The 22,385-nt window shown below is 63.8% G+C and carries 24 protein-coding genes; 13 read left to right on the forward strand and 11 right to left on the reverse strand.

Annotation, left to right across the window (positions count from 1 at the left end):
* The first annotated feature begins 30 nt into the window (after positions 1-30).
* Positions 31-2,280, forward strand: a complete 2,250-nt coding sequence (locus C2862_RS13365) for a TonB-dependent receptor domain-containing protein (protein WP_229467421.1) — start codon at positions 31-33, stop codon at positions 2,278-2,280.
* Positions 2,281-2,355: 75 nt separating this feature from the next.
* Complete coding sequence (locus C2862_RS13370; protein ID WP_136220628.1) at positions 2,356-2,568, forward strand: hypothetical protein; 213 nt, start codon at positions 2,356-2,358, stop codon at positions 2,566-2,568.
* Between the two features lie 7 nt (positions 2,569-2,575).
* Here the strand turns inward: C2862_RS13370 and C2862_RS13375 are convergent, their stop codons facing one another.
* From C2862_RS13375 to C2862_RS13390, 3 genes are all read right to left on the reverse strand, one after another.
* Complete coding sequence (locus tag C2862_RS13375) at positions 2,576-2,905, reverse strand: YnfA family protein (RefSeq protein ID WP_136220629.1); 330 nt, start codon at positions 2,903-2,905, stop codon at positions 2,576-2,578.
* 5 nt (positions 2,906-2,910) lie between these two features.
* A complete protein-coding gene (locus tag C2862_RS13380) occupies positions 2,911-3,252 on the reverse strand; it encodes a YciI family protein (protein ID WP_229467422.1) in 342 nt (113 codons plus the stop codon).
* Between the two features lie 450 nt (positions 3,253-3,702).
* Positions 3,703-3,900: a hypothetical protein gene (locus C2862_RS13390; protein ID WP_136220630.1), complete on the reverse strand. Its 198-nt coding sequence runs from the start codon at positions 3,898-3,900 to the stop codon at positions 3,703-3,705.
* Between the two features lie 215 nt (positions 3,901-4,115).
* On the opposite strand from C2862_RS13390, the gene C2862_RS13395 reads away from it, so the two are divergent.
* Positions 4,116-6,185, forward strand: coding sequence for a M13 family metallopeptidase (locus C2862_RS13395; protein WP_136220631.1), 2,070 nt, complete (start codon positions 4,116-4,118; stop codon positions 6,183-6,185).
* 72 nt (positions 6,186-6,257) lie between these two features.
* Here C2862_RS13395 and C2862_RS13400 read toward each other — a convergent pair whose 3' ends face one another.
* On the reverse strand, positions 6,258-6,803 hold the full coding sequence (locus C2862_RS13400; RefSeq protein WP_136220632.1) for an SRPBCC family protein: 546 nt from the start codon (positions 6,801-6,803) through the stop codon (positions 6,258-6,260).
* 385 nt (positions 6,804-7,188) lie between these two features.
* On the opposite strand from C2862_RS13400, the gene C2862_RS13405 reads away from it, so the two are divergent.
* Positions 7,189-9,501 carry a UvrD-helicase domain-containing protein gene (locus tag C2862_RS13405; RefSeq protein ID WP_136220633.1) on the forward strand — a complete coding sequence of 771 codons (2,313 nt, stop codon included), beginning with the start codon at positions 7,189-7,191 and terminating at the stop codon, positions 9,499-9,501.
* Positions 9,502-9,617: 116 nt separating this feature from the next.
* Here the strand turns inward: C2862_RS13405 and C2862_RS13410 are convergent, their stop codons facing one another.
* The 3 genes from C2862_RS13410 to C2862_RS13420 all read right to left on the reverse strand — a co-directional run bounded on the left by C2862_RS13410 (position 9,618) and on the right by C2862_RS13420 (position 11,996).
* Positions 9,618-10,388, reverse strand: coding sequence for a BPSS1780 family membrane protein (locus tag C2862_RS13410; protein WP_229467423.1), 771 nt, complete (start codon positions 10,386-10,388; stop codon positions 9,618-9,620).
* 5 nt (positions 10,389-10,393) lie between these two features.
* Positions 10,394-11,359, reverse strand: a complete 966-nt coding sequence (locus tag C2862_RS13415; protein WP_136220635.1) for a homoserine kinase — start codon at positions 11,357-11,359, stop codon at positions 10,394-10,396.
* 73 nt (positions 11,360-11,432) lie between these two features.
* Positions 11,433-11,996, reverse strand: coding sequence for a hypothetical protein (locus C2862_RS13420; protein WP_210735981.1), 564 nt, complete (start codon positions 11,994-11,996; stop codon positions 11,433-11,435).
* Between the two features lie 177 nt (positions 11,997-12,173).
* Here C2862_RS13420 and polA point away from each other — a divergent pair, with 177 nt between their 5' ends.
* Positions 12,174-14,918 (forward strand): DNA polymerase I, encoded by a 2,745-nt coding sequence (polA, locus tag C2862_RS13425; protein WP_136220636.1) that lies wholly within the window; start codon positions 12,174-12,176, stop codon positions 14,916-14,918.
* A 90-nt stretch (positions 14,919-15,008) separates the two neighbouring features.
* On the opposite strand, the gene C2862_RS13430 is transcribed toward polA, so the two are convergent.
* A complete protein-coding gene (locus C2862_RS13430; RefSeq protein WP_136220637.1) occupies positions 15,009-15,545 on the reverse strand; it encodes a gamma carbonic anhydrase family protein in 537 nt (178 codons plus the stop codon).
* Positions 15,546-15,620: 75 nt separating this feature from the next.
* On the opposite strand from C2862_RS13430, the gene C2862_RS13435 reads away from it, so the two are divergent.
* From C2862_RS13435 to C2862_RS13445, 3 genes are all read left to right on the forward strand, one after another.
* Positions 15,621-16,259 (forward strand): trans-aconitate 2-methyltransferase, encoded by a 639-nt coding sequence (locus C2862_RS13435; RefSeq protein WP_136220638.1) that lies wholly within the window; start codon positions 15,621-15,623, stop codon positions 16,257-16,259.
* A complete protein-coding gene (locus C2862_RS13440; protein WP_136220639.1) occupies positions 16,237-16,422 on the forward strand; it encodes a hypothetical protein in 186 nt (61 codons plus the stop codon). Before C2862_RS13435 ends, C2862_RS13440 begins: the two co-directional genes overlap by 23 nt.
* Positions 16,423-16,611: 189 nt before the next feature.
* The gene (locus C2862_RS13445; RefSeq protein ID WP_136220640.1) at positions 16,612-16,803 is read left to right on the forward strand and encodes a hypothetical protein; all 192 of its coding nucleotides are present in this window, start codon (positions 16,612-16,614) and stop codon (positions 16,801-16,803) included.
* Between the two features lie 6 nt (positions 16,804-16,809).
* Here the strand turns inward: C2862_RS13445 and C2862_RS13450 are convergent, their stop codons facing one another.
* Positions 16,810-17,448 carry an NAD(P)-dependent oxidoreductase gene (locus tag C2862_RS13450; RefSeq protein WP_136220641.1) on the reverse strand — a complete coding sequence of 213 codons (639 nt, stop codon included), beginning with the start codon at positions 17,446-17,448 and terminating at the stop codon, positions 16,810-16,812.
* Between the two features lie 135 nt (positions 17,449-17,583).
* Here C2862_RS13450 and C2862_RS13455 point away from each other — a divergent pair, with 135 nt between their 5' ends.
* The 4 genes from C2862_RS13455 to C2862_RS13470 all read left to right on the forward strand — a co-directional run bounded on the left by C2862_RS13455 (position 17,584) and on the right by C2862_RS13470 (position 20,222).
* Positions 17,584-18,504: a LysR family transcriptional regulator gene (locus tag C2862_RS13455; RefSeq protein ID WP_136220642.1), complete on the forward strand. Its 921-nt coding sequence runs from the start codon at positions 17,584-17,586 to the stop codon at positions 18,502-18,504.
* 157 nt (positions 18,505-18,661) lie between these two features.
* Positions 18,662-18,853: a hypothetical protein gene (locus C2862_RS13460; RefSeq protein ID WP_136220643.1), complete on the forward strand. Its 192-nt coding sequence runs from the start codon at positions 18,662-18,664 to the stop codon at positions 18,851-18,853.
* Between the two features lie 25 nt (positions 18,854-18,878).
* Entirely contained in the window at positions 18,879-19,538 is a 660-nt protein-coding gene (locus tag C2862_RS13465; protein WP_136220644.1) for a cupin domain-containing protein, read from the forward strand.
* 42 nt (positions 19,539-19,580) lie between these two features.
* The gene (locus tag C2862_RS13470) at positions 19,581-20,222 is read left to right on the forward strand and encodes an FMN-binding negative transcriptional regulator (protein WP_136220645.1); all 642 of its coding nucleotides are present in this window, start codon (positions 19,581-19,583) and stop codon (positions 20,220-20,222) included.
* Here the strand turns inward: C2862_RS13470 and C2862_RS13475 are convergent.
* On the reverse strand, positions 20,219-21,172 hold the full coding sequence (locus C2862_RS13475; protein WP_136220646.1) for an alpha/beta fold hydrolase: 954 nt from the start codon (positions 21,170-21,172) through the stop codon (positions 20,219-20,221). The genes C2862_RS13470 and C2862_RS13475 overlap by 4 nt on opposite strands.
* A gap of 71 nt (positions 21,173-21,243) precedes the next feature.
* On the opposite strand from C2862_RS13475, the gene C2862_RS13480 reads away from it, so the two are divergent.
* A complete protein-coding gene (locus C2862_RS13480) occupies positions 21,244-21,636 on the forward strand; it encodes a VOC family protein (RefSeq protein ID WP_136220647.1) in 393 nt (130 codons plus the stop codon).
* A 3-nt stretch (positions 21,637-21,639) separates the two neighbouring features.
* Here C2862_RS13480 and C2862_RS13485 read toward each other — a convergent pair whose 3' ends face one another.
* Positions 21,640-22,377: an SDR family NAD(P)-dependent oxidoreductase gene (locus tag C2862_RS13485; protein WP_136220648.1), complete on the reverse strand. Its 738-nt coding sequence runs from the start codon at positions 22,375-22,377 to the stop codon at positions 21,640-21,642.
* Positions 22,378-22,385: the final 8 nt, after the last annotated feature.

Consider the following 22,385-nt stretch of genomic DNA (forward strand, 5'->3'; position numbering starts at 1 on the left):
CATTCCGCTCTCCCTGACTCCCGTCCCTTTGTGAAAACCGCGATCGCGCTCGGCGCGCTGCTGGCCTGCGTCTCGGCCGCCGCCCAGGAGACCAGCCAGACGCCGCCGGCAACTGCCCCGGCTGCCGCACAAAACCAGGCGAGCACGGACGGCCCTGCCACCGTCACCGTCACCACCAAGCGCAACGCCAACCGCATCGACCGCCAGGTTTACGATGTGAAAGCCGACCCGGCCAGCTCGAACGACACCGTGGCCGACACCCTGAACAAGGTGCCCTCGGTCGCGGTCGATGCCGATGGCGGCGTGACCCTGCGCGGCAAGAGCAATGTCCAGGTCTATATCGACGGCAAGCCCTCGGCCATGATGCAGGGCGATAACCGTGCGGCCGCGATCAATGCGCTGCCGGCAGCGGACCTGGAATCGGTCGAGGTCATCACCAATCCCGGCGCGCAGTTCGGCAACGAAGGCGGCGGCGGTCCGATCCTGAACCTGGTGATGCGGCGCGAACGCACGCCGGGCGGTTTCGCCTCGGTGAACGCGAACGCCGGCACCGAGGGCCGTTTCAACGTCAACAGCTTCGGCAGCTACACGACCGGGCGCATGAGCGTGCAGGGCGGCGTGTTCGGCCGCCGCGACAAGCGCGAGTCGAGCGGCGAGACGGTGCGCGAACGGATCGACCCGGCCAGCGGCGCCATTGCGCGCAGCACCTCGGTCTCGAACAGCGAGACCGAGAACGATACCGTCGGCATGACCGGCACGGTCAGCTACAACCTCGGAGAAAAGGATGTAATCGCGGCCAGCGTGATGGCATCCGGCACCGACAGCGATACCGTCTCGAACGAACGCTACCAGGGCGCGAATTTCGCAGGCGTGACCGACAGCGATTACCTGCGCCAGTCCACGCGCAAGGGCCGCAACCGCAACTACAGCCTGTCGACCCGCTTCGACCATAAGGGCGATACGCAGGGCGAAAACTTCAAGATGGACCTGCGCGTATCCGGCGCCAGCAACGAGGGCGACCTGCGTAACGCCACCGCCTACACGGTGCGCCCCGTCACCGCCCAGAACGCGCTGACCCGCCAGAACAATGCATTCGACAACCGCATCGTCGATTTCACCGGCGATTACGAGCTGCCGGGAGAGAACGGCACCTTCCGCACCGGCTACAAACTGGCGCGCACCAGCAGCGTGTTCGACAACGCCTATCTCGATATCGACGAAGCGACCTGGGCCGAGCGTGTCAACACGGGCCGCACCAACCGCTTCGAACTCGACGAGACGACGGCGGCCTTGTACGCCTCCTACCAGTGGCGCATCAATCGCGACTGGAGCGTGCAGGGCGGCCTGCGCGCCGAGTACACGGACGTCGACATGTTCCAGGCGACGACCAATATCCGCGCCGGCAGCAACTACCTGGACGCGATTCCGAGCGCTTTTGTTACCTACGGCCTGTCCGACGACACCACGCTGCGCCTGAACTACGCGCACCGCATCCGCCGTCCCGGCGCTGGCGACCTGAATCCCTTCGTGGTCTACGTGGACGAGTTCAACGTGTCCTCGGGCAACCCAGACCTGCGCCCGAGCGATTCCGACTCGCTCGAACTCGGCCTCGAGACCAAGCTGGGCAAGGTGGATACGACCGTCCGCCTGTACGCGCGCCGCGATACCGACCTGATCAACGAGCGCCGCGTCTTCATCGCGAACAACGTCCTGCTGACGACGAAGGAAAACGCCGGCAGCAGCAATTCGGGCGGCCTCGAATTCAACTTCGGCGGCAAGGTCACCGACAAGCTGAGCGTCAATGCCAGCGGCAATCTCGCCTATTCCGAACAGGACGTGCTCGGCAGCGCCAGCGCGGACAAGCGCACCGCGACCTCGCTCAGCGGCCGCGCCCGCATCGGCTACCAGTACGACCGCAACAACACCTTCCAGCTGATGCTCAACGCCCAGGGCAAGACCCTGTTCGGCGAGGGTTATCGGCAGCCGACCCGCACGGCCGATTTCACCTACCGCCACAACCTGACGCCGGCGCTGTCGTTCGTGCTGAATGTGAATGACCTGTTCGATTCGTCGAAGATCGAGACGATTACCGAGAACGACCTCCTGCGTCAGTACAGCATCCGCCGCAACAATGGCCGTACCTTCACCGTCGGCCTGAGCTATCGATTCGGCAGCTTCGGCAACAATGCCCAGCGGCCGATGCGTCCGGGCGGTCCGGGGATGGGGCCAGGCATGGGCCCTGGCCCCGGCGGTTTCGGCGGCGGCGGACCCGGCCGCTGATCGGGGGAGCGGGGCGCCTTGTAAATCGCCGCTGTGCCAGACTTGGGCATCGAACCGATGCCCAAGGAGGACAGCATGACAAACGACAATACCCAGTCGCGGCAGGGGCCGCAGCAGGATGACAAGGCTGCCCAGCCGCAGCAGTCTCAGCAGTCGCAGCAGGAGCAGAACAAGCAGTCCGCGTCGGACTCCTTCGATGCCCTGGCCAACAAGAAACCGGAAGAACTGACGCCGGAAGAATTACGCCTGATGGCTGACACGATGCCGGGAGAAGGGCCGGGCGACTGAGTCTTGATTAGCGCGGCTGCAGCGCGATCACGGCCATCCCGGCCAGCGCCAGCGCCGCACCCGCCGCGTCCCAGCGGCTGAGGTGGATGCCGTCCACGAAACGCAGCCACAGCAGGGCCACCGCGATGTACATCCCGCCGTAGGCCGCATAGGTGCGGCCGGCGGCGGTTGGGTGCAGGGTCAGCAGCCAGGCGAACAGGGCCAGCGAGGCGGCTGCCGGCAGCAGCAGCCAGATGGATTTGCCTTGCTTCAGTACCAGCCAGGGCAGGTAGCAGCCGATGATTTCGGCGAGGGCGGTGAGGGCGAAGAGGGCAGTAAAACGGATCAGGTCCGGCATCCAGGTCAGCTTTCAGGATCGTAGTAGAACTCGCGCAGCTCTTGCGCGCAGCGGCAGGCTGCGGCGAGCTTGGCGGCCCATTGTACGGCCACGTCCCTGGACGGAAGCTCGAGCACGCAAAAGCCGCCATCGAGCTCTCGTGTTTCGCGGTAGGTCTCGTCTGTGCAGCTGCCGTCCGCTGCGACCATGGCGGGCGCGACTTCGGCGTTGATGCCGCCGGCGAAGACGTAGACGCCGGCAGCCTTTGCCTCGCGGATCACCGCACGGGACGCCTCACCGACAGCGGGCATGTCCTCGGCGGGAACGTTCATCGCACTCGCTGGGAAGGAAATAAGAAATTTGCTCATGAGTCGCTTCTCGGTTGCGAGGTTTACGTACAACAGGTGAGTGGACGCCGGTTCTGTCGCCGGACACCTGATTATGTCTGTCTTTCATAGTCCTTAAAACTAACGTCAGCCCTGACCCTGACTATTGTCGAATTTCCGTTATCGAACGCGACGTAGCGTGTACATAGGGTTTGTTGCTGTGTTGTGGTCCACAAGCGTGAACGGGATAGATGAGCCCTTCATCATCCCGTCTTTATAAGTGACTTTGACGACGTTTCCTTTTGTTGTGTAATCGACCTGCTCGATAACACCCATTGTTTCGGTTTCCCCAGGACGGAATGTAATCGTCATCGGGACGATCCCCTCCGCTTTCCAGGTCCCCTCGAGAGGGCCAGGTGACTGATTACATCCTGTTAAAGCGATCGCTAGAAAAAGCCCCGCTGTAAATTGGTTTCTCATCATTTACCGTTCTTAGCCTGGCGTCTTATGCTTTTGAACAATAGCAGCAATCTCGGCGTCAAGTAACTGCTGCTCATGTTTAAGCTTTCGCACAGCTTTTTGCTGAGCTTCACGCTGAGTAGCAGCTCCTCGCGGATCGAATTTTCCTCCAAGATAATTAGCCGGATCTTCTTCCGGGAAGTCTTCGAAATATTCTGACCATTCGCCCATGTTCACGCTCCATGTTGACGAGCTTGCGCTCAGATGTATGTAAGCACTGCAGACTAGCCTGATAATTCTTGGCATCGTTGGCTCTAGTGTACAGGACAGGTTTCCGGAGGGAAACAATATCGGAAGGGCAGCATGCGCTGCTCATGGATATGCTAATGTTGCTTTAGCAATACTTGTATGTCAGCATGGAGAATCACCTCTTGCGGAACCCATCCATGCACCAGCTTACCCGTCTCGCTCTCGCCAGCACGCTCCTGTGCAGCGCCGCCTTCGCCAGCGCCCAGACCACCGAACCGGAACGCCCTGCCACGACTTTCCCCTACACGCCCGGCCTGGACGTTAGCGCGATGGACAAGAGCGCCGACCCCTGCGTCGATTTCTACCAGTATGCCTGCGGCGGCTGGATGAAGAACAATCCAGTGCCCGCCGACCAGGCGCGCTGGTCGGTGTACAGCAAGCTGGCGCAGGACAACCAGCGCTACCTGTGGGGCATCCTCGACGGGCTGGCGAAGCAGAAGGAAGGGCGGAGCAGCACCCAGCAGAAGATCGGCGACTATTTCGGCGCCTGCATGGACGAGGGCGCGATCGCCAAGCGCGGCGCCGAGCCGCTGGCGCCTTTCCTGAACCAGATCGAAGGCATGGCTTCCACCCGCGAACTGCCGCGCGTGCTGGCCGGGCTGCAGCTGGCGCTCTCGAGCGAAGCCTTCTTCTTCGGCTTCAGCTCGAACCAGGACTTCGGCGATTCGACCCGTGTGATCGCCTTTGCCAGCGGCGGCGGACTCGGCTTGCCGGACCGCGACTATTACCTCAAAACGGACAAGCGTTCGAAAGACATCCGCGACAAGTACGAAGCCCATATCCGTACCATGTTCGGGCTGATCGGCGAATCGCCGGAAACCGCAAAACGTTCGGCCGCGACCGTGATGCGTTTGGAAACCGCGCTAGCCCAGGCCTCGCTGACCCGCGTCGACAAGCGCGACCCCTATAAACTGTTCCACAAGACCGACCTGAAGGGCCTGCAGGCGATGACGCCCGGCTTCGACTGGAAGACGTATCTGGCCGCCGTCGGCCAGCCGGGTCTCAAAACGTTCAATGTCACCGAGCCGAAGTTCATGAAGGCGTTCGGCAAACAGCTGCGCAGCAACGATCTCGCTGCGATCAAGACCTATCTGCGCTGGCACGTAATGAAGGAATTGTCGCCGGTGCTGGCGCCGCAATTCGACCAGCCGCACTTCGCCTTCTTCAGTCAGACCCTGCGCGGCGTCGAGAAGCAGCCGCCACGCTGGAAGCGCTGCGTGCAACTGGTCGATGCGCAGCTGGGCGAAGCGCTGGGCCAGGAATTCGTCAGCCGCGCGTTTTCTCCCGAGCTGAAGGCGAAGTCGCTGCACATGACGCGCCAGGTCGAGGAGGCGATGGCCAAGGACATCGATTCGCTCGCCTGGATGAGTCCCGACACCAAGAAGCGCGCCCACGAAAAGCTCGACGCGATCGTCAACAAGATCGGCTATCCGGATACCTGGCGCGACTATTCGGCCTTCGAGGTACGTCCGAACGACTTCACCGGCAATGCGATCCGCGGCACGCAATTCGAAAACCGGAGACAACTGGCCAAGATCGGCAAGCCGCTCGACCGCAGCGAGTGGCTGATGACGCCGCCGACGGTGAACGCCTATTTCAATCCGCAGATGAACGACATCAACTTCCCGGCCGGCGTGCTGCAGCCGCCGCTGTTCGATCCGAAGATGGACGATGCGCCGGGCTATGGCAACACGGGCGGCACCATCGGCCACGAGCTGACCCACGCTTTTGACGACGAGGGGCGCCAGTTCGATGCGAAGGGGAACCTGAAAGACTGGTGGACCAAGAAGGACGCGAAGGAATTCACCGACCGCGCCCAGTGCATCGTCGACCAGTACGCGGGCTACACGGTGGTGGACGACATCAAGATCAACAGCAAGCTGACCCTGGGCGAGGACGTGGCCGACCTGGGCGGCCTGATCCTGGGCTGGATGGCGTGGAAGACGCAGATGGCGAGCATGCCGCAGCAGGCGCAGGCTCCGCGTGACGGCTTGAGCCCGGAACAGCGTTTCTTTGTCGGCTACGCGCAATGGGCCTGCGAAAATGATCGCCCGGAAAACCTGCGTGTGACCGCCATGACCGATCCTCACTCGCCGGGCAAGTACCGGGTCAACGGCGTTGTCGTCAACATGCCGGAGTTCGAGAAGGCATTTTCCTGCAAGCCGGGCCAGCCGATGGCCGCGGTAAAGCGCTGCCGCGTCTGGTAAGAAACGGCATTCGATACAAAGAAAGCCCGCAGGCCATAAGCGGCCCGCGGGCTTTTTCAATGGTACAAGCGCTTAGTGCTGGTCGATCTTGCCGCGCCACGAACCGGTTTCGGAACCGCGCTTCTCCAGCATTTCCTTGTAGTTCTGCAGGTTGGCACGGGTTTCCATGCGGACCGCGCCGAAGGCGTCGCCGATGGCTTCCAGCGCGCCGTCGGGCTGGTAATCCATCTGCAGGGTCACGCGGGTGACGTTGTCCGAGATTTTGTGGAAGGTCACCACGCCGGCATTCTGCACGCCGCCGATGCTGCGCCAGGCGATGCGTTTATCAGGGATCTGCTCGGTGATTTCCGCATCCCATTCCTTGTCCTCGCCGGCGACGTTCGCCTTCCAGTGCAGGCGCTTGTCGTCGAGCTGGCGGATTTCCTTCACGCTCTTCATGAACTGCGGGAAATCTTCGAACTGGGTGAACTGGTTGTAGGCGGTGCGCAGAGGCACGTTGACTTCGATCGCTTCGATGATCGACGAGTCGCCATTCTGGGTGCGGCTCTTTTTCATTTGCTTCGACAGCATCAGTCCGCCGACAGCCAGTGCGGCGACAGTCACGACTCGGTTCAGCATAGGTTTCTCCTTTAGTAACAGCGACAGAGGGGCACGCGCATGCACGCGTATTTGTCGTTAAGTTAAGCGAATTTCTGAACAGGTGGCGCGCGGGAGAGATGTCGCTCATTACTGCTGAGTTAAATGAAGATATTGGAAGATGGAGTGGTGTTGTAAATTTTTGGCTGGAAAATGCTCATGCTTTGCGCATGCGAAATTGACGAATTCGAGGATATGGCAGCGTCGCAACAAGAACGTCCGCGTGCCCATCAGGCGCCTGACAAATACGCCGTAAATGAAATAATCTTTCAATCTTGGGCCTGCTTTGAAATTTCCTGTCACAGCTCTTCAGTGTTGTAGCGAGACTGGATGGGCATACAGTAGATCCCGGCGCTATAATGACCGCATGAATCTCCTTCACAACCTTAATCCCGAACAATTGGCAGCCGTTACGCTGCCCAACCAAAGCGCGCTGATCCTCGCCGGCGCCGGTTCGGGCAAGACCCGCGTGCTGACGACCCGTATTGCCTGGCTGCTCCAGACCGGGCAAGTGAGCCCGGCCGGCATCATGGCGGTGACCTTTACCAACAAGGCGGCGAAGGAGATGCTGACCCGTCTGTCCACCATGCTTCCCGTGAACACGCGCGGCATGTGGATCGGCACCTTCCACGGCCTGTGCAATCGCCTGCTGCGTACGCATTACCGCGACGCCGCACTGCCGCAATCCTTTCAGATCCTCGACTCGCAGGATCAGCTGTCGATGATCAAGCGCCTGCTGAAGGCAGCCAATGTCGACGATGAAAAATATCCGGCCAAGAACCTGATGTACTTCATCAACAACGCGAAGGACCAGGGCCTGCGCGCCGGCCAATTGGAGGCCTACGATCCGATCGAGCGCAAGATGGTCGAGCTCTACGAGCTCTACGACCAGCAATGCCAGAAAGAGGGCGTGGTCGATTTCGCCGAACTGCTGCTGCGCGCCTATGAGCTGCTGTCGCGCAATGCGCCGCTGCGTCAGCATTACCAGATGCGTTTCAAGCACGTGCTGGTCGACGAGTTCCAGGATACCAATGATCTGCAATATAACCTGCTGAAACTGCTGGCCGGCTATGGCGAGCAGGTCGGCGGTGCCATCTTCGCCGTCGGCGACGACGACCAGAGCATCTATGCCTTCCGCGGCGCCAACGTCGGCAACATGTCGGCTTTCGAGCGCGACTTCCAGGTCAAGAACCTGATCAAGCTGGAGCAGAACTACCGCTCGCACGGCCACATCCTCGACAGCGCCAACTACCTGATCGCCAACAACCAAAAGCGTCTTGGTAAAAACCTGCGCACGGACGCGGGGCAGGGCGAGCCGGTGCGCATCTACGAGGCCTCCTCGGATCTCGAAGAGGCGCAATGGATCATCGAGGAAGCGAAAAGCCTGATGGCCGAAGGCCTGGAGCGCAAGGAAATCGCCATCCTCTACCGCTCGAACGCGCAAAGCCGCGTCATCGAGCACGCGCTGTTCGCGGCCGGCATCCCCTATACCGTGTACGGCGGCCTGCGCTACTTCCAGCGTGCCGAGGTCAAGCATGCGATTGCCTATCTGCAGCTGATGGACAATCCGCACAACGATTCGGCCTTCCTGCGCGTCGTGAATTTCCCGACCCGCGGCATCGGCGTGCGCTCGATCGAGCAGCTTCAAATGGCGGCCGACACCTACGGCATTTCGCTGTACGCGGCCGTGCCCTACATGACCGGCAAGGCCGGGACCTCGCTCGGCGGTTTCGTGAAACTGATCGAGGGCGCGCGCTTCGAGACCCAGCAATTGGCGCTGCCGGAAATGGTGCGCGTCGTGCTCGAGCGCAGCAACCTGCTCACGCACTACGCCAACGAAAAGGAAGGCGCCGACCGCATCGAAAACCTCGAGCAGATGGTCAACGCGGCGACCCAGTTCGTGCAGGAAGAAGGTTTTGGACAGGGCGCCCCGGCCCACCTGGGTCCGCCGTCTCAGGCGCAGGCGGGCGATGCGGTCGTCTACCAGGACGGCATCGAGATCATGGATGCCGACACGCCGCTGCCGCAAGTCATGTCGCCGCTGTCCGCTTTCCTTGCCCACGCTTCGCTGGAAGCGGGCGATGCACAGGCCCAGGCGGGCCAGGACGCGATGCAGCTGATGACGGTGCACTCGGCCAAGGGCCTGGAATTCGACGCGGTCTTTATTACCGGACTCGAAGAGGGCTTGTTCCCGCACGAAACCAGCTCGCGCGAGGCCGATGGCGTGGACGAGGAACGGCGCCTGATGTACGTGGCGATCACGCGCGCCCGCAAGCGTCTCTACATGAGCTTTACCCAGCAGCGCATGCTGCACGGCCAGACCCGCTTCAACATGAAGTCGCGCTTCTTCGACGAGCTGCCCGAGGAATCGCTCAAGTGGCTGTCGCCGCGCGTGCAAAGTAACTGGTTCGCCAACAAGAAATCGACGACGGCCTGGGACGACGCCGCCTTCCGCAATGCCGGCAGCGACAACAAGATCGCCCAGCAGATCACCCAGAAGTCGGGCGGCGGCTCCGGCTGGCGCATCGGCGAAGCGGTGGCGCACGCCAAGTTCGGCGAAGGCGTGATCGTGAATATCGAAGGCGGGGCAGGGGCGGCGCGCGCGCAGATCAATTTCGGCGCGGCGGGGATGAAGGTGCTGGATTTGTCGGTGGCGAAGCTGGAGCGAGTCAGCCGCTGACGATGGATGCATGGTGGGCACGGGGCGCCCACCCTACAACTGAATTGGGGATATGGTGGGCACGGGGCGCCCACCCTACTGTAGGGTGGGCGCCCCGTGCCCACCATGCGTTACCATCACTTGTCGAGATTGACGCGCCCCGCACCCGCCTGCACCGGCTTCCCGAAGATCTGCCGATACCCCGCATACATCGCGCACTGCAGCAGCAGCACGAACAGGAACAGCAGCCACATCACCAGCACCCTGCCGAACATCGAGCCGCCCATGATGAGCTGGATCACGACGGTAAAGGCCAGCAGCAGGCCGAACCAGCTCAACAGCATCACGATGAAGACGCGCGCGCTCTTGAGGACGGCGAAGAAGCTGTAGAAGATCGCCTTGCCCGGCTTCATGCCCTGCCAGTAGAGCAGGGGCGCGGCGAAGGACAATGCGATCAGCACGCTCGCGTTCAGGGCCGACAGCGCGAACATCTTGACGAATTCCCAGCCCGCCACTGCCGGCACCTGTTTCGGATCGGCCGGCTGCACGACTTGCCGGAGCTGGTCGAGGTCGACCGCGAAGCGCGCCAGCAAGGTCAGCAGCACCGACACCACGAGATAGATCAGTCCGATCTTGCACAACTGCGCCAGCACCGGCTTGCGGAAGCCCGTCATCAGCACCACCGGCGTGACGCGTTCGCCGTTCTCGATCATCAGGCAGGCCTGCATGAAGGCCATCGAGAACGAGGGAATCAGCACGATGGCCAGCAGTGTGCCGAGCAGGGGCACCGAGCCGATCAGCAGGCTGAACAGGATGTTGGCAAACAGCAGGGTCGTCAGCGCGGCAGGTTGTTTGCGGAACAGGCCGGTACCTTGCTTCAGCCAGTTCCAGCCGGTAATTGCGGGCATGTTGTTCATTCTTGAGGGAGCAGGCGCGGTGCGGGCGTGGCGATGCGCTCGCGCAGGATGCGTTCGAAATGGGTGGGATCGTGCGGCGTCAGCAGCTCGGCTTCACGTGGTGCATAAAAATCGTACAGGCGCGACAGCCAGAAGCGCAGCGCCGCGGCGCGCAGCATCGGCTGCCAGGCGGCTTCCTCCTCGGCCGTGAATGGACGCACGGCACGGTAGGCGGCCAGCAGCGCATTCACGCGCGCCGTATCGAGCACACCGCTGCCCTGATCGATGCACCAGTCGTTGACGGTCACGGCCAGGTCGAACAGCCAGGTATCGACGCCGGCAAAATAAAAGTCGAAGCAGCCCGTCAGCTTTTCGCCGACGAACATCACGTTATTGCGGAACAGGTCGGCGTGGACCGGGCCGCGCGGCAGTTGCGCATAGGTGGCGCCGGCGGCGAAGTCCGCCTGGAAAGCCACTTCGCTTCGCAAGAGCTGGGCATTCTCGGGCGTGAGATGCGACAGCACTTGCGGCATCGTCGCCTGCCACCAGTCGAGTCCACGCAAATTCGGCTGCTGCAGCGGGAAGTCGGCGGCGGCCAGGTGCATGCGCGCCAGCATCGCGCCGACATCCGCGCAGTGCACCGGCTGCGGATCCATCTGCGAGGCGCCCTCGAGCTTGCTGACGATGGCGGCCGGTTTGCCGCGCAGCGGCACCACCAGTTCTCCCTGCGCGTTGGCGACTGGCGCCGGCACCGGAATGCCGCGCTCGGCCAGGTGACGCATGAGTTGCAGGTAGAAGGGCAGCTGGTCGAAATTCAGGTTCTCGAATACCGTCAGGACATATTCGCCGCGCTCGGTCGTCAGGAAGAAATTACTGTTTTCGATGCCGGAGGCAATGCCTTTAAGGGCCACTGCTTGGCCGAGGGGAAACTGTTCCATCCACTGGGTGAGATCATCCAGTGTTACCGCGGTGAAAACTGCCATGGTGCGAGAGGGCTTGAAAGTCTGAAGGGTAAGAGTCCGGGCGTGCGGGCGCAAGCGCCCGCCGGGCGGTTGATTAGCGGGTCGAGGTTTGCGGCGGCAGCGGCGGTGGCGGCGGAATATCGGCCGGCTTCGTCATCGGGACGGTTGCCGGCGGTACCTTGCCGACTGGCGCACCATTGACCCCGAGCGCGCTGGCCGTCGCCGTGCCCGGCCCGGTGGTGCCGGCTGCAGCCGCAGCGGCGGCGGCCTCGGCCTCGGCAGCCGCTTTGCGCTTGCCGTTGAGGTCGAATTCCATCACCTGCCATTGCGGCGCGCGGAAGGCGCTGCTCTGGGCATCGCCCGGCACCGCATTACCAGCAGGCACGTTTGGCTTCAGGGTGTAGCGGCTGGGGCCACTCTGGACTTCGACTTCGGTGACCTGTCCGTTACTGCGCTTTTCCCGGATCTGGGTGCCGCGGCGCGGTTCGACGTTCGTCGCCGGACCTTCCTGCTCGATGCGTTCGGTCTGGGTTTGCCCGGTGCCAGCCGGCGCCGGGGCCGGCGAGGTCTGTCCCGTTTGGGCCGTTTGTGCGTACACTGCGCCGGCGCAGGCGAGGAGGGCGATCGACAGGGTCAGGCGGGGAAATGTGCGCGGCATGATGGTCACCTAATATCGTTTGAACCATTGTAACAAACACAGTGCCTCCCGGTGGAAAGTACGACGTCTGTCCCCATATTGAACTGAGTAGTAAGGCTCCTGTTGTGTTTTTCCCATGCCGGATTCTGCGATAATGGCCCCTCATTTGGCTTATTGCCGGCTTCACCCATCATTCCTATGCAAAATACCCTGCTGCTCGTCGACGGTTCCAGCTACCTCTATCGCGCCTTCCACGCCTTGCCTGACCTGCGTGGCCCCGACGGCCACCCGACCGGTGCGATGCACGGCATGGTCAACATGCTGCGTCGCCTGCGCGCCGATTACCCGGCCGCCTACATCGCCTGCGTCTTCGATGCGAAAGGTAAAACCTTCCGTGACGATATGTACCCAGAGTACAAGGCGACGCGCGCCTCGATGCCGCCCGATCTTTCCAAGCAGATCGAGCCCATCCACGAGGTGGTGCGCCACATGGGCTGGCCGATCCTGATGGTCGAAGGGGTGGAAGCGGACGACGTGATCGGCACCCTGGCCGTGCAGGCCGCCGCCAAGGGCATGAACACCATCGTCTCGACCGGCGACAAGGACCTGGCGCAGCTGGTCAACGACAAGGTCATGCTCATCAATACGATGAGCAACGAAAAGCTCGACGAAGCCGGCGTGCTGACCAAGTTCGGCGTGCCGCCGAACCGCATCATCGATTACCTCACGCTGATCGGCGACACCGTCGACAACGTGCCGGGCGTGAACAAGTGCGGCCCGAAGACGGCCCTGAAGTGGCTTGCATTGCACGGCTCGCTCGACGGCGTGATCGAAAACGCGCACAGCATCACCGGCGCCGTCGGCGAAAACCTGCGCTCGGCCCTGGAATGGCTGCCGCGCGGGCGCGAACTGATCACGGTAAAAACCGACTGCGACCTGATGGGCCACGTGGTCTCGATCGAGGAAACCCTGGTCGCGCGTCCGGAAGACACCGATGCCCTGCGCGACTTCTTCCAGCGCTACGGCTTTAAAACCATGCTGCGCGAATTGACGCAAAGCGCGGGCGCAGCGACCATTGGCCAAGTTCTGAATTCACCGGAAGGGTCCCAGGACACGCTGCCGGGCATGCCGATCATCAAGGGCGACTACGAACTGGTGACGACCTGGGAGCAGCTCGACAAGTGGCTGGCGCTGGTGGAGGCCGCCGAACTGACTTCGGTCGATACCGAAACGACCTCGCTCGACCCGATGACCGCGCAGATGGTCGGCATCTCGCTGTCGGTCGAAGCGGGCAAGGGCGCCTACATCCCGGTCGCGCACCGCTACGCCGGCGTGCCCGAGCAGCTGCCGCGCGAAGAGGTGCTGGAGCGCATGCGCGGCTGGCTGGAAAACCCGGACAAGCCAAAGCTGGGCCAGAACCTGAAGTACGACATGCACATCTTTAACAACCATGGGGTCACGTTAAAGGGCATCGTGCACGACACGCTGCTGCAGTCCTACGTGTTCGAATCGCACAAGCCGCACGACATGGACACCATGGCGATGCGCCACCTCGGCTACACGACAATTCCCTTCGTCGACGTCTGCGGCAAGGGCGCCAACATGATCTGCTTCGACCAGGTGGAGCTGAACCGCGCGACCGAATACGCGGCCGAGGATTCCGACATCACCCTGCGCCTGCACCAGACCATGCTGCCGCACGTCCAGGCCGACAAGGGCCTGGAATTCATTTATAAAAACATCGAGCTGCCGACCCAGATCGTGCTGCAGAAGATCGAGCGCAACGGCGTGCTGATCGACGCGGCCAAGCTGGAAGCGCAGTCGCGCGAAATCGGCGCGCGCCTCGTCGAACTCGAAGCCCAGGCCTATGAAATGGCCGGCGGTCCCTTCAACCTCGGTTCGCCCAAGCAGATCGGCGAGATCTTTTTTGTGAAGCTCGGCCTGCCGGTCATCAAGAAGACCGCCACCGGCGCACCGTCGACCGACGAAGAAGTGCTGCAAAAGCTGGCCGAGGACTTCCCGCTGCCGAAAGTGCTGCTCGAACACCGCGGCCTGGCCAAGCTGAAGTCGACCTATACCGACAAGCTCCCTAAAATGGTGAACCCGAACACGGGCCGCGTGCACACCAACTACGCGCAGGCCGTGGCGATCACCGGTCGCCTGGCCTCGAACGATCCGAACCTCCAGAACATCCCGGTACGTACCGGAGAGGGGCGCCGCATCCGCGAAGCCTTCGTGGCGCCGCCGGGCAGCGTGATCGTCTCGGCCGACTACTCGCAGATCGAGCTGCGCATCATGGCCCATATCTCGGGCGACGAAGCGATGCTGCGCGCTTTCGCCGAAGGCGTCGACATTCACCGCGCCACCGCCGCCGAGATCTTCGGCGTCGCCCCGGACGAAGTCGATTCCGAACAGCGCCGCTACGCCAAGGTCATCAACTTCGGCCTGATCTACGGCATGAGCGCTTTTGGTCTCGCCCAGAACCTGCAGATCGAACGCGCCGCCGCCGCCAACTACATCGACCGCTATTTCGCCCGCTTCGCCGGCGTCAAGCAGTACATGGACGAGACGCGCCTGGCGGCCAAGGCCAAGGGCTACGTCGAGACCGTGTTCGGCCGCCGCCTGTGGCTCCCCGAGATCAACTCGCCGAACGGCCCGCGCCGCGCCGGTGCCGAGCGTGCGGCGATCAACGCGCCGATGCAGGGCACCGCGGCCGACCTGATCAAGCTGGCGATGATCGCGGTGCAGGGCTGGCTCGAGAGCGAGAAGCTGGGCACGCGCATGGTGATGCAGGTGCACGACGAACTGGTGCTGGAAGTGCCGGAAAGCGAGCTGGAACTGGTCAAGACCAAGCTGCCCGCGCTGATGGCCGGCGTGGCCGAACTGAAGGTGCCGCTGGTGGCCGAGACGGGCGTGGGTCCGAATTGGGAGGCGGCGCACTAAGCGCCCGCTTTTGGTGGGCACGGGGCGCCCACCCTACAGTAGCTGCAGACGTAGGGTGGGCGCCCCGTGCCCACCAAACTTGCGACACTCTCAGCCCGGCGTTCCGAGATAGTTGTCCTTAACCCGCACATAATGCTCGGCCGAATAGCGCAGGTACGCGATCTCCGCCGCAGTGAGGGGCCGCACTTTCTCGGCAGGCCGGCCCATGTACAGGAAGCCGCTCTCGAGCGTCTTCCCCGGCGGGACCAGGCTGCCGGCGCCGAGCATGACCTGGTCCTGCACGACCACGTCGTCCATGACGATGCTGCCCATGCCGATCAGGCACTCGTTGCCGATGCGGCAGCCGTGCAGGATGACGCCGTGGCCGATGGTGACGTAGTCGCCGATGCTCAGCGGTGAACCCTGCGGCTTCTGGCTGCTCTTGTGCGACACGTGGCACATCGTGAAGTCCTGGACGTTCGAGCAGCGCCCGATGACGATGTCGTTGACGTCGGCACGCAGCACGGCGTTGCACCACACCGAACTGTCGGCGCCGAGCTGTACGCTGCCGATCACCTGGGCCGAGTCGTGCACGTAGCTGCGTTCGGCCAGTTGCGGGGCAGTGTCGAGGTAAGGGGAGAGTGGCATCGTGAACCCGGGGCAGAAAGAGAATGCCCGAGCTTACCGTAAAACGAGGCCGGTGCCGCGGTGCTACCATCGGTCATGGCCAATGACTCCCCCTCCAGCGTCGCCCCTGTCTACGACCGCATCGCCGGGTGGTTCGACAGCAACCGTGTCCGCACGCTGATCGAACGGCCGTATCTCGACGCAGTGATGGAGGCCTTGCCGCCCGGCGCATCCATCCTCGACCTCGGCTGCGGTACCGGCGAACCCATCCTGCGCTACCTGATCGAGCGGCAGTTCGACGTGATCGGCGTCGACGCCAGCGCCGCCATGATCGCCATCGCACGCGAACGCTTCCCCAACACGCCCCTGCTGGTCGGCGATATGCGCAGCGTCGCGTTCGACAAACGCTTCGACGCCGTCATCGCCTGGCACAGCCTGTTCCACCTGCCGCCTGCCGACCAGCGCGCGATGTTCCCCATCTTTGCTCGGCTGTTGCACCCCGGCGGGCTCTTGATGTTCACGTCGGGCAGCACATATGGAGAAGTATGGAGCGATAATGGCGGAGAGGCGCTGTATCACGCGTCGCTGGATGCGGACGAGTACCGCGGCCTGCTGGAAGGGCAGGGTTTTCGGGTGATACGGCATGCGGCGGATGACGCCGATTGCGGCGGCGCCACCGTCTGGATCGCGCAATACCGTTCAGGAGACCATCATGAAACCCCGACGCGACTATGACACTGCCAAACTGATCGACGCCTCGATTGCCGTCCTGCGCACGCGCGGCATGTACGTGGCGGCACGCATGCTGAGCGAACAAGGCATACCCTTCGCCACGGCCCAGCGCGTGCTGCGCCAGCCGGGCCTGCGCCGCACCTACGGCGACGCCGTCATTCACTGATCAGCTGCGAACATCCCCGCGCACGCGACTAACGTCGTTCATATCGCGGATTTGCGCGCTTCATCACCGGTTTTATGCACTTCGTCGCACGCCGGTGGAGCCGCGCAGGGCCGCTTGCTAATCTACTCCCATCGAAAGCCCGAACGCACTGAAGCGCAGGGCCAACAAGCCAACCGAAGGGAGCCTGAAATGAACGTCCTCAAACACATGGAAACGCTGTTCCTGGTCGCCGCCCTCGCCGTCGTCGGCACCACCTACGCCAGCGCCGAAAGCTACAAGGCGCAAGTGCGGGCCGACTCCCTGGTGTCGAGCGACAGCGGCAAGATGGCGGTCGTGAAGGTCACCGCCAAGCGCATCGCGCCGGCCACCAAGTTCGCTTGAGTCCCGTCAGTAACCGACCGTAAAACGGGTGCGCGCGTGCGCCGGCCGTTCGAGTTCGTCGATCATGGCCACGGCGTAGTCTTCGAGCGAAATATGACTCTTGCCCGCCGCATCGACCAGCAAGGCATCCTGCCCCAGGCGGAAGCGGCCGGTACGCTCGCCCGGCTCGAGATGGGCCGACGGCGCCAGGACCGTCCAGTTCAGCTCAGCTTCCTCGCGTAGCCGCTTCACCAGTTGGCGCGCGCCTTCCGCAGTCTCTTTCCACTGGGCCGGAAACTCCGGGGTATCGACCAGTTGTACGCCCGGCGCCACTTCCAGGCCGCCGGCGCCGCCCACGACCAGCAAACGCGGCACGCTTGCCTGTCTGGTCGCCGCGACGATCGACTCCATTCCCTTCAGATAATAGGCGCGCACCTCAGCTTGCGCATGGCCGCTGAATGCGCTGATGACGGCGTCATGCCCCTGCAGTTGCGCAGCCAGCGCGTCCTGGTCGAGTACGTCCGCCTGCACGGCGCGCACGCCGCTGGTGGCGGCAATGCGGGCCGGATTGGAAACCATTGCCGTGACGATGTGGCCGCGGGCTGCGGCTTCCTTCAATAAAGCGGATCCGACGTAGCCGCTGGCGCCGATGAGTGCGATGTTCATGCAATTTCCTTTTGCTGATGGTAAATGGCCGGCACATCTGTGTGCCGATGAGAGACATCATCACACTTGGCATTGAGAAGAAAAACGGATCAATCCATAATTCAGCTTTATGATTTTCTAAAGAATGGGGCTGCCGTGGCACTGCCGGGAAAAATCGATCTGAACGACTTGCTGGTCTTCCAGGCGGTTGCGCAAGCGGGCGGCTTCACCGCCGCCGCGCACCGTCTGGGCGTGGCCACCGCCAAGGTCAGCGTCGAGATCGGCCGGCTCGAAAGCCGGCTCGGGCTGGTCCTGTTCAGCCGCACGACGCGCAAGGTGGTGCTGACCGATGCAGGGCAGACCTTGTACGAGGAGTGCCGGCCCCTGCTGGAAGGACTCGACGAAGCCATCGAACGCGCCAGCTCCGGCAAGGACAGGCTCGCCGGCACGCTGCGGATCAGTACGACGGTCGACCACGCCAGCCTGTCCCTGGCGCCGGCACTGGCCGGCTTCGCCCGGCAGCATCCGCATCTCGCCATCGACCTGCGCACGAGCGACCGCGTGGTCGACCTGATCGACGAAGGCATCGATCTGACGATCCGTCTCGGCTGGCTGCGCGATTCCTCGCACCGGGCCGTCAAGCTCGGCCAGTTCGAGCAGTACGTGGTCGCCTCGCCGGCCTACCTGCGCCGCGTCGGGATACCGGCGACGCCGCGGGAGCTGGAAGCGCTCGACTGGATCGCGCTGACGCTGCTGCCGGCGCCCCTGACCTGGAAGTTCTCGGCAGTGGACGGGCAGACGACGATCCACGTTGCTTCGCGCCTGCGGGTCGATTCGCCGACGGCGCTGCGCAGCCTGCTCGAGCAGGATGCCGGGATCACTGTCCTCGACCAGTTCAATGCGCAACTCGCCATCGATACGGGACGCCTGGTCCGTGTCCTGCCCGAGTGGTCGCTGCCGGCCGGGGGCATCCATGCCGTGTACCCTGCCGCGAAACAGGTGCCGGCCAAGGTGCGCAGCTTCATCGATTTCTACCGTCAGTACCTCGACGGGGAGCGTGTTCCCGCACGCTCCTGAGCGCACGCGCATCGTCGCTGCGCGCGCTTCATCACGCGTTTTTTGCACTTCGTCGCACACCGATGGAGTCGCGCGAAACCCCTTGCTAATCTACTCCCATCGAAAGCCCGAACGCACTGAAGCGCAGGGCCAACAAGCCAACCGAAGGGAGCCTGAAATGAACGTCCTCAAACACATGGAAACGCTGTTCCTGGTCGCCGCCCTGGCCGTCGTCGGCACCACCTATGCCAGTGCCGAAAGCTACAAGGCGCAAGTGCGGGCCGATTCGCTGGTGTCGAGCGACAGCGGTAAAATGGCGGTCGTCAAAGTCACCGCAAAGCGCGTCGCGCCGGCTACCAAGTTCGCTTGAGTTTCCGCTGCTTCGCTGGACCCTCATGCTGATCAACGCCGATTTCTCGCGTGTCGTCGTCGTCTCCCCGCACCAGTACGCGTGGGTGGCGTCGCCACAGCCCGGCGTCGAGCGCGTCATGCTCGACCGGATCGGCGCCGAGCAGGCGCGTGCCACCAGCATCGTGCGCTATGCACCCGGCTCGGTGTTCCCGCGCCATGCGCACCCGGGCGGAGAAGAGATCCTGGTGCTGTCGGGGATGTTCTCGGACGAGAGCCGCGACTTCCCCGAAGGCTGGTACCTGCGCAATCCGCCCGATTCCGCGCACACGCCGGCGAGCCGGGAAGGTGCCCTCATCTTCGTGAAGCTGCGCCAGATGGCAAGCGACGAGACGCAGCCGGTGCGCATCGACACGCGCGATCCCGCCGCCTGGCGGCGCCAGGGCGAGCGCGCCGTCTGTCCGCTATATGCCAGTGTCCACGAGCAGGTGTGCCTGCAGCAGGTGGCGCCGGGTACCGTGCTGTTTCCGGACGCGGTCGACGGCGCCGAGCTGCTGGTGCTGGAAGGCGCGCTGGTGCTCGACGGTCAGGCCTGCACGCGCGGTACCTGGATCCGCCTGCCGGCCGGCCGCTATCCTGCGCTGGCCGCTGCGCAGCAGGGCGCCACGTTTTATCTCAAGACCGGGCACCTGCCGCAGCTCGATTAGAATAGGCTCCGGATTTCTGCCAGCGAAGCAGAGGAGCGCACGATGTACATCCCACCCCATTTCGACGAGCCGCGCACCGAGGTGCTGCACGAGCTGATCCGCCAGCATCCTTTCGGCACCCTGGTCACGCACGGCGCGGACGGACTGGATGCGAACCACCTGCCGTTCGAGCTCGCCCCTGAAGGCGCAATAGGTACGCTGCGCGCCCACGTGGCGCGTGCCAATCCGGTCTGGCGGGAACTCACCGACGGCGCCGAGGTGCTGGTCATCTTCCGCGCCGGCGACGCCTATATCTCGCCCAACTGGTATCCCTCGAAGCACGAAGCACACAGGCAGGTGCCGACCTGGAACTACGTAGTAGCCCACGCCCACGGCCGCGTCACGATCCGCGACGACGAACGATTCGTGCGCGGCCTGGTGGCGCGCCTGACGCGCACCCACGAGGCGACGCAGCCGGTGCCCTGGAAGATGGGCGACAGCGCGCCGGAATTCATCGACGGGCTGCTGGAGAAGATCGTCGGGCTGGAGATCGAGATCACGCGCCTGGCCGGTAAATCAAAGCTCAGCCAGAACAAGGAGCTGCGTGACCTGCGACATGCCGGCGAAGTATTGAAGGCGCAGGGCGAGCACGCGATCGGGGATGCGATGCTGGCTTGTGCGGCCGACAGGCCGGCAGGCGCCTAACGCTGCACCCGCCCCAGGAAATCGAGCAGCACCCGGTTCACGGCCTCCGGCGCTTCCTGCTGCACCCAGTGCCCGGCGCCGGGAACGATGGTCGTGCCCAGGTGGCCGGGTACGTTCTGCGGCAGGGCCTCGACCAGCGACTTCAGCGCCGGATAGATCGGATCGCGTTCGCCGCTGAGGAACCAGGCCGGCTGGCGGATGCGCGCATGCTGAAATGGCGCCGTCAGTTCCCAGTTGCGGTCCATGTTGCGGTACCAGTTCAGGGCGCCGCTCAAGCTAGAATCGCGGAAGGCGGCCGTGTACACCGCCAGCTCCTCGGCGCTCAGCCAGTCCATCGGACCCGGCGGCTCGGCCAGCGCGGCGAGCGCGCCCTCGGGGCCGACCATGCCGTTCCAGGGTCTGGATGGCCCGGCTGACAGCGACCACATCATCCTGCGGATGGTCGCCTCGATGTCCGCGTGAAAATCGGCCTCGGCCACGCCGGGCTCCTGGAAGTAGAGCTGGTAGTAGGCGTGCTTGCCGGCGCGGCGCAGGGAGTCGAGGCCGCTCATCGGTCCACGCGGGGCGAAGGGGACCGACATGCCCAGCACGCTGGTGAACAGGTCGGGCCGCAGCTGCGCCGCGGTCCAGGCGACGGGCGCGCCCCAGTCGTGGCCGACGATGTCGGCCTGCGCGATCTCCAGCGCGCCCAATAGACCGACCATGTCGCCCACCAGGTGCAGGATGGTGTAGCGGTCGATCGCGGCCGGCGCTTCGGTGCCTCCGTAGCCACGCATGTCGGGTGCGATGGCGCGGTAGCCGGCGTCCGCGAGCGCGCGGATCTGGTGGCGCCACGAGTAGCCCAGTTCGGGAAAGCCGTGGCACAGCAGGACGGCGGGGCCGCTGCCGGCCTCCAGCACGTGCTGGCGGATGCCGTTGGCGAGAACGGTGTACTCCCTGAATGCATGCATGCTTGGCTCCCGATCATGGTCCAGCTCGATGGTACACTCGTCAGCTCCAAAAAAGCCAAGGAGACCTACCCATGTTCAGTCACATCGTCATCGGTTCGAACGACCTCGAACGTTCCAAGCGCTTCTACGATGCCGTCCTCGGCGTGCTCGGCGCCGGGGAACCGTACCGCGGCCAGGCGCCCAGCGGCCACAATCGCCTGTTCTACCGCCACGACGGCGCCGCCCTCGGCATCACGGAACCGATCAACGGCGAAGCTGCGACCTGTGCGAACGGCGGCACCGTCGGCTTCAAGTGCAGCTCGCCCGAACAGGTGAAGGAGTTCCACGATGTCGCCGTCGCCCACGGCGGCACCTCGATCGAAGAACCGCCCGGCCTGCGCGAGGGCCCGATGGGCGCGCTGCACCTGGCCTATGTGCGCGACCCGGACGGCAACAAGCTGTGCGCGATGTACCGCGTTAAATAAAGCCTAGAGTTCGCACAGCCGCCCGCCATCGACCAGTAGCGAAGCGCCCTGGATGAAGGCCGCTTCGCTGGACGCCAGAAAGGCGATGGCGGCGGCGACATCCTCGGGCTTGCCCACCTCCGCCGGATCGATGTGCTCGGCGCCGGATTTGACCTGCGGGTTGTTCCACAACATCGGCGTGTCGATGGCGCCGGGAAGGAGGGCGTTGACCCGGATGCCCTTCGGCCGGCCTTCCAGCGCGGCCGAACGGGTCAGCGACAGCAGCGCGGCCTTGGCGGCGGCGTAGGGCGCCACGTTCGGCTCCGTTTTCAAGGCATGGACGCTGGACACGTTGACGATCGCGCCGCCGGGCCGCATGTGCAGGAAGGCCTGCTTGGTGAAGAAGAAGGCGCCCAGCAAATCCACCTGCAGTACGTGGATCCAGTCGCTGCCGGTGAGTTCCTCGATCGGCTTGAAGATCATCAGGCCGGCGTTGTTGACGACGGCGTCGAGCCGGCCGAAGCGCGCCATCACCTGTTCGACCGCATGCGCGACGTTCTGCTCGGCGCTGACGTCGCACTCCACCTGCATCGTCTCGCCCGCGCCCTGTTCGTCGACCTTGCCGGATGCCGCCGGCAAGGCGCCCGCATCACGGTCCACCAGCACCACGTGCGCGCCCTCGGCGCCAAAACGCAGGCTTGCCGCCAGGCCGATGCCGCTGGCGGCGCCGGTGACGATGACGACTTTGTCGGTGAAGCGCATGGTGCTCT

It is taken from the genome of Massilia sp. Mn16-1_5 (genome assembly GCF_004798585.1).
Lineage (GTDB): Bacteria > Pseudomonadota > Gammaproteobacteria > Burkholderiales > Burkholderiaceae_D > Telluria.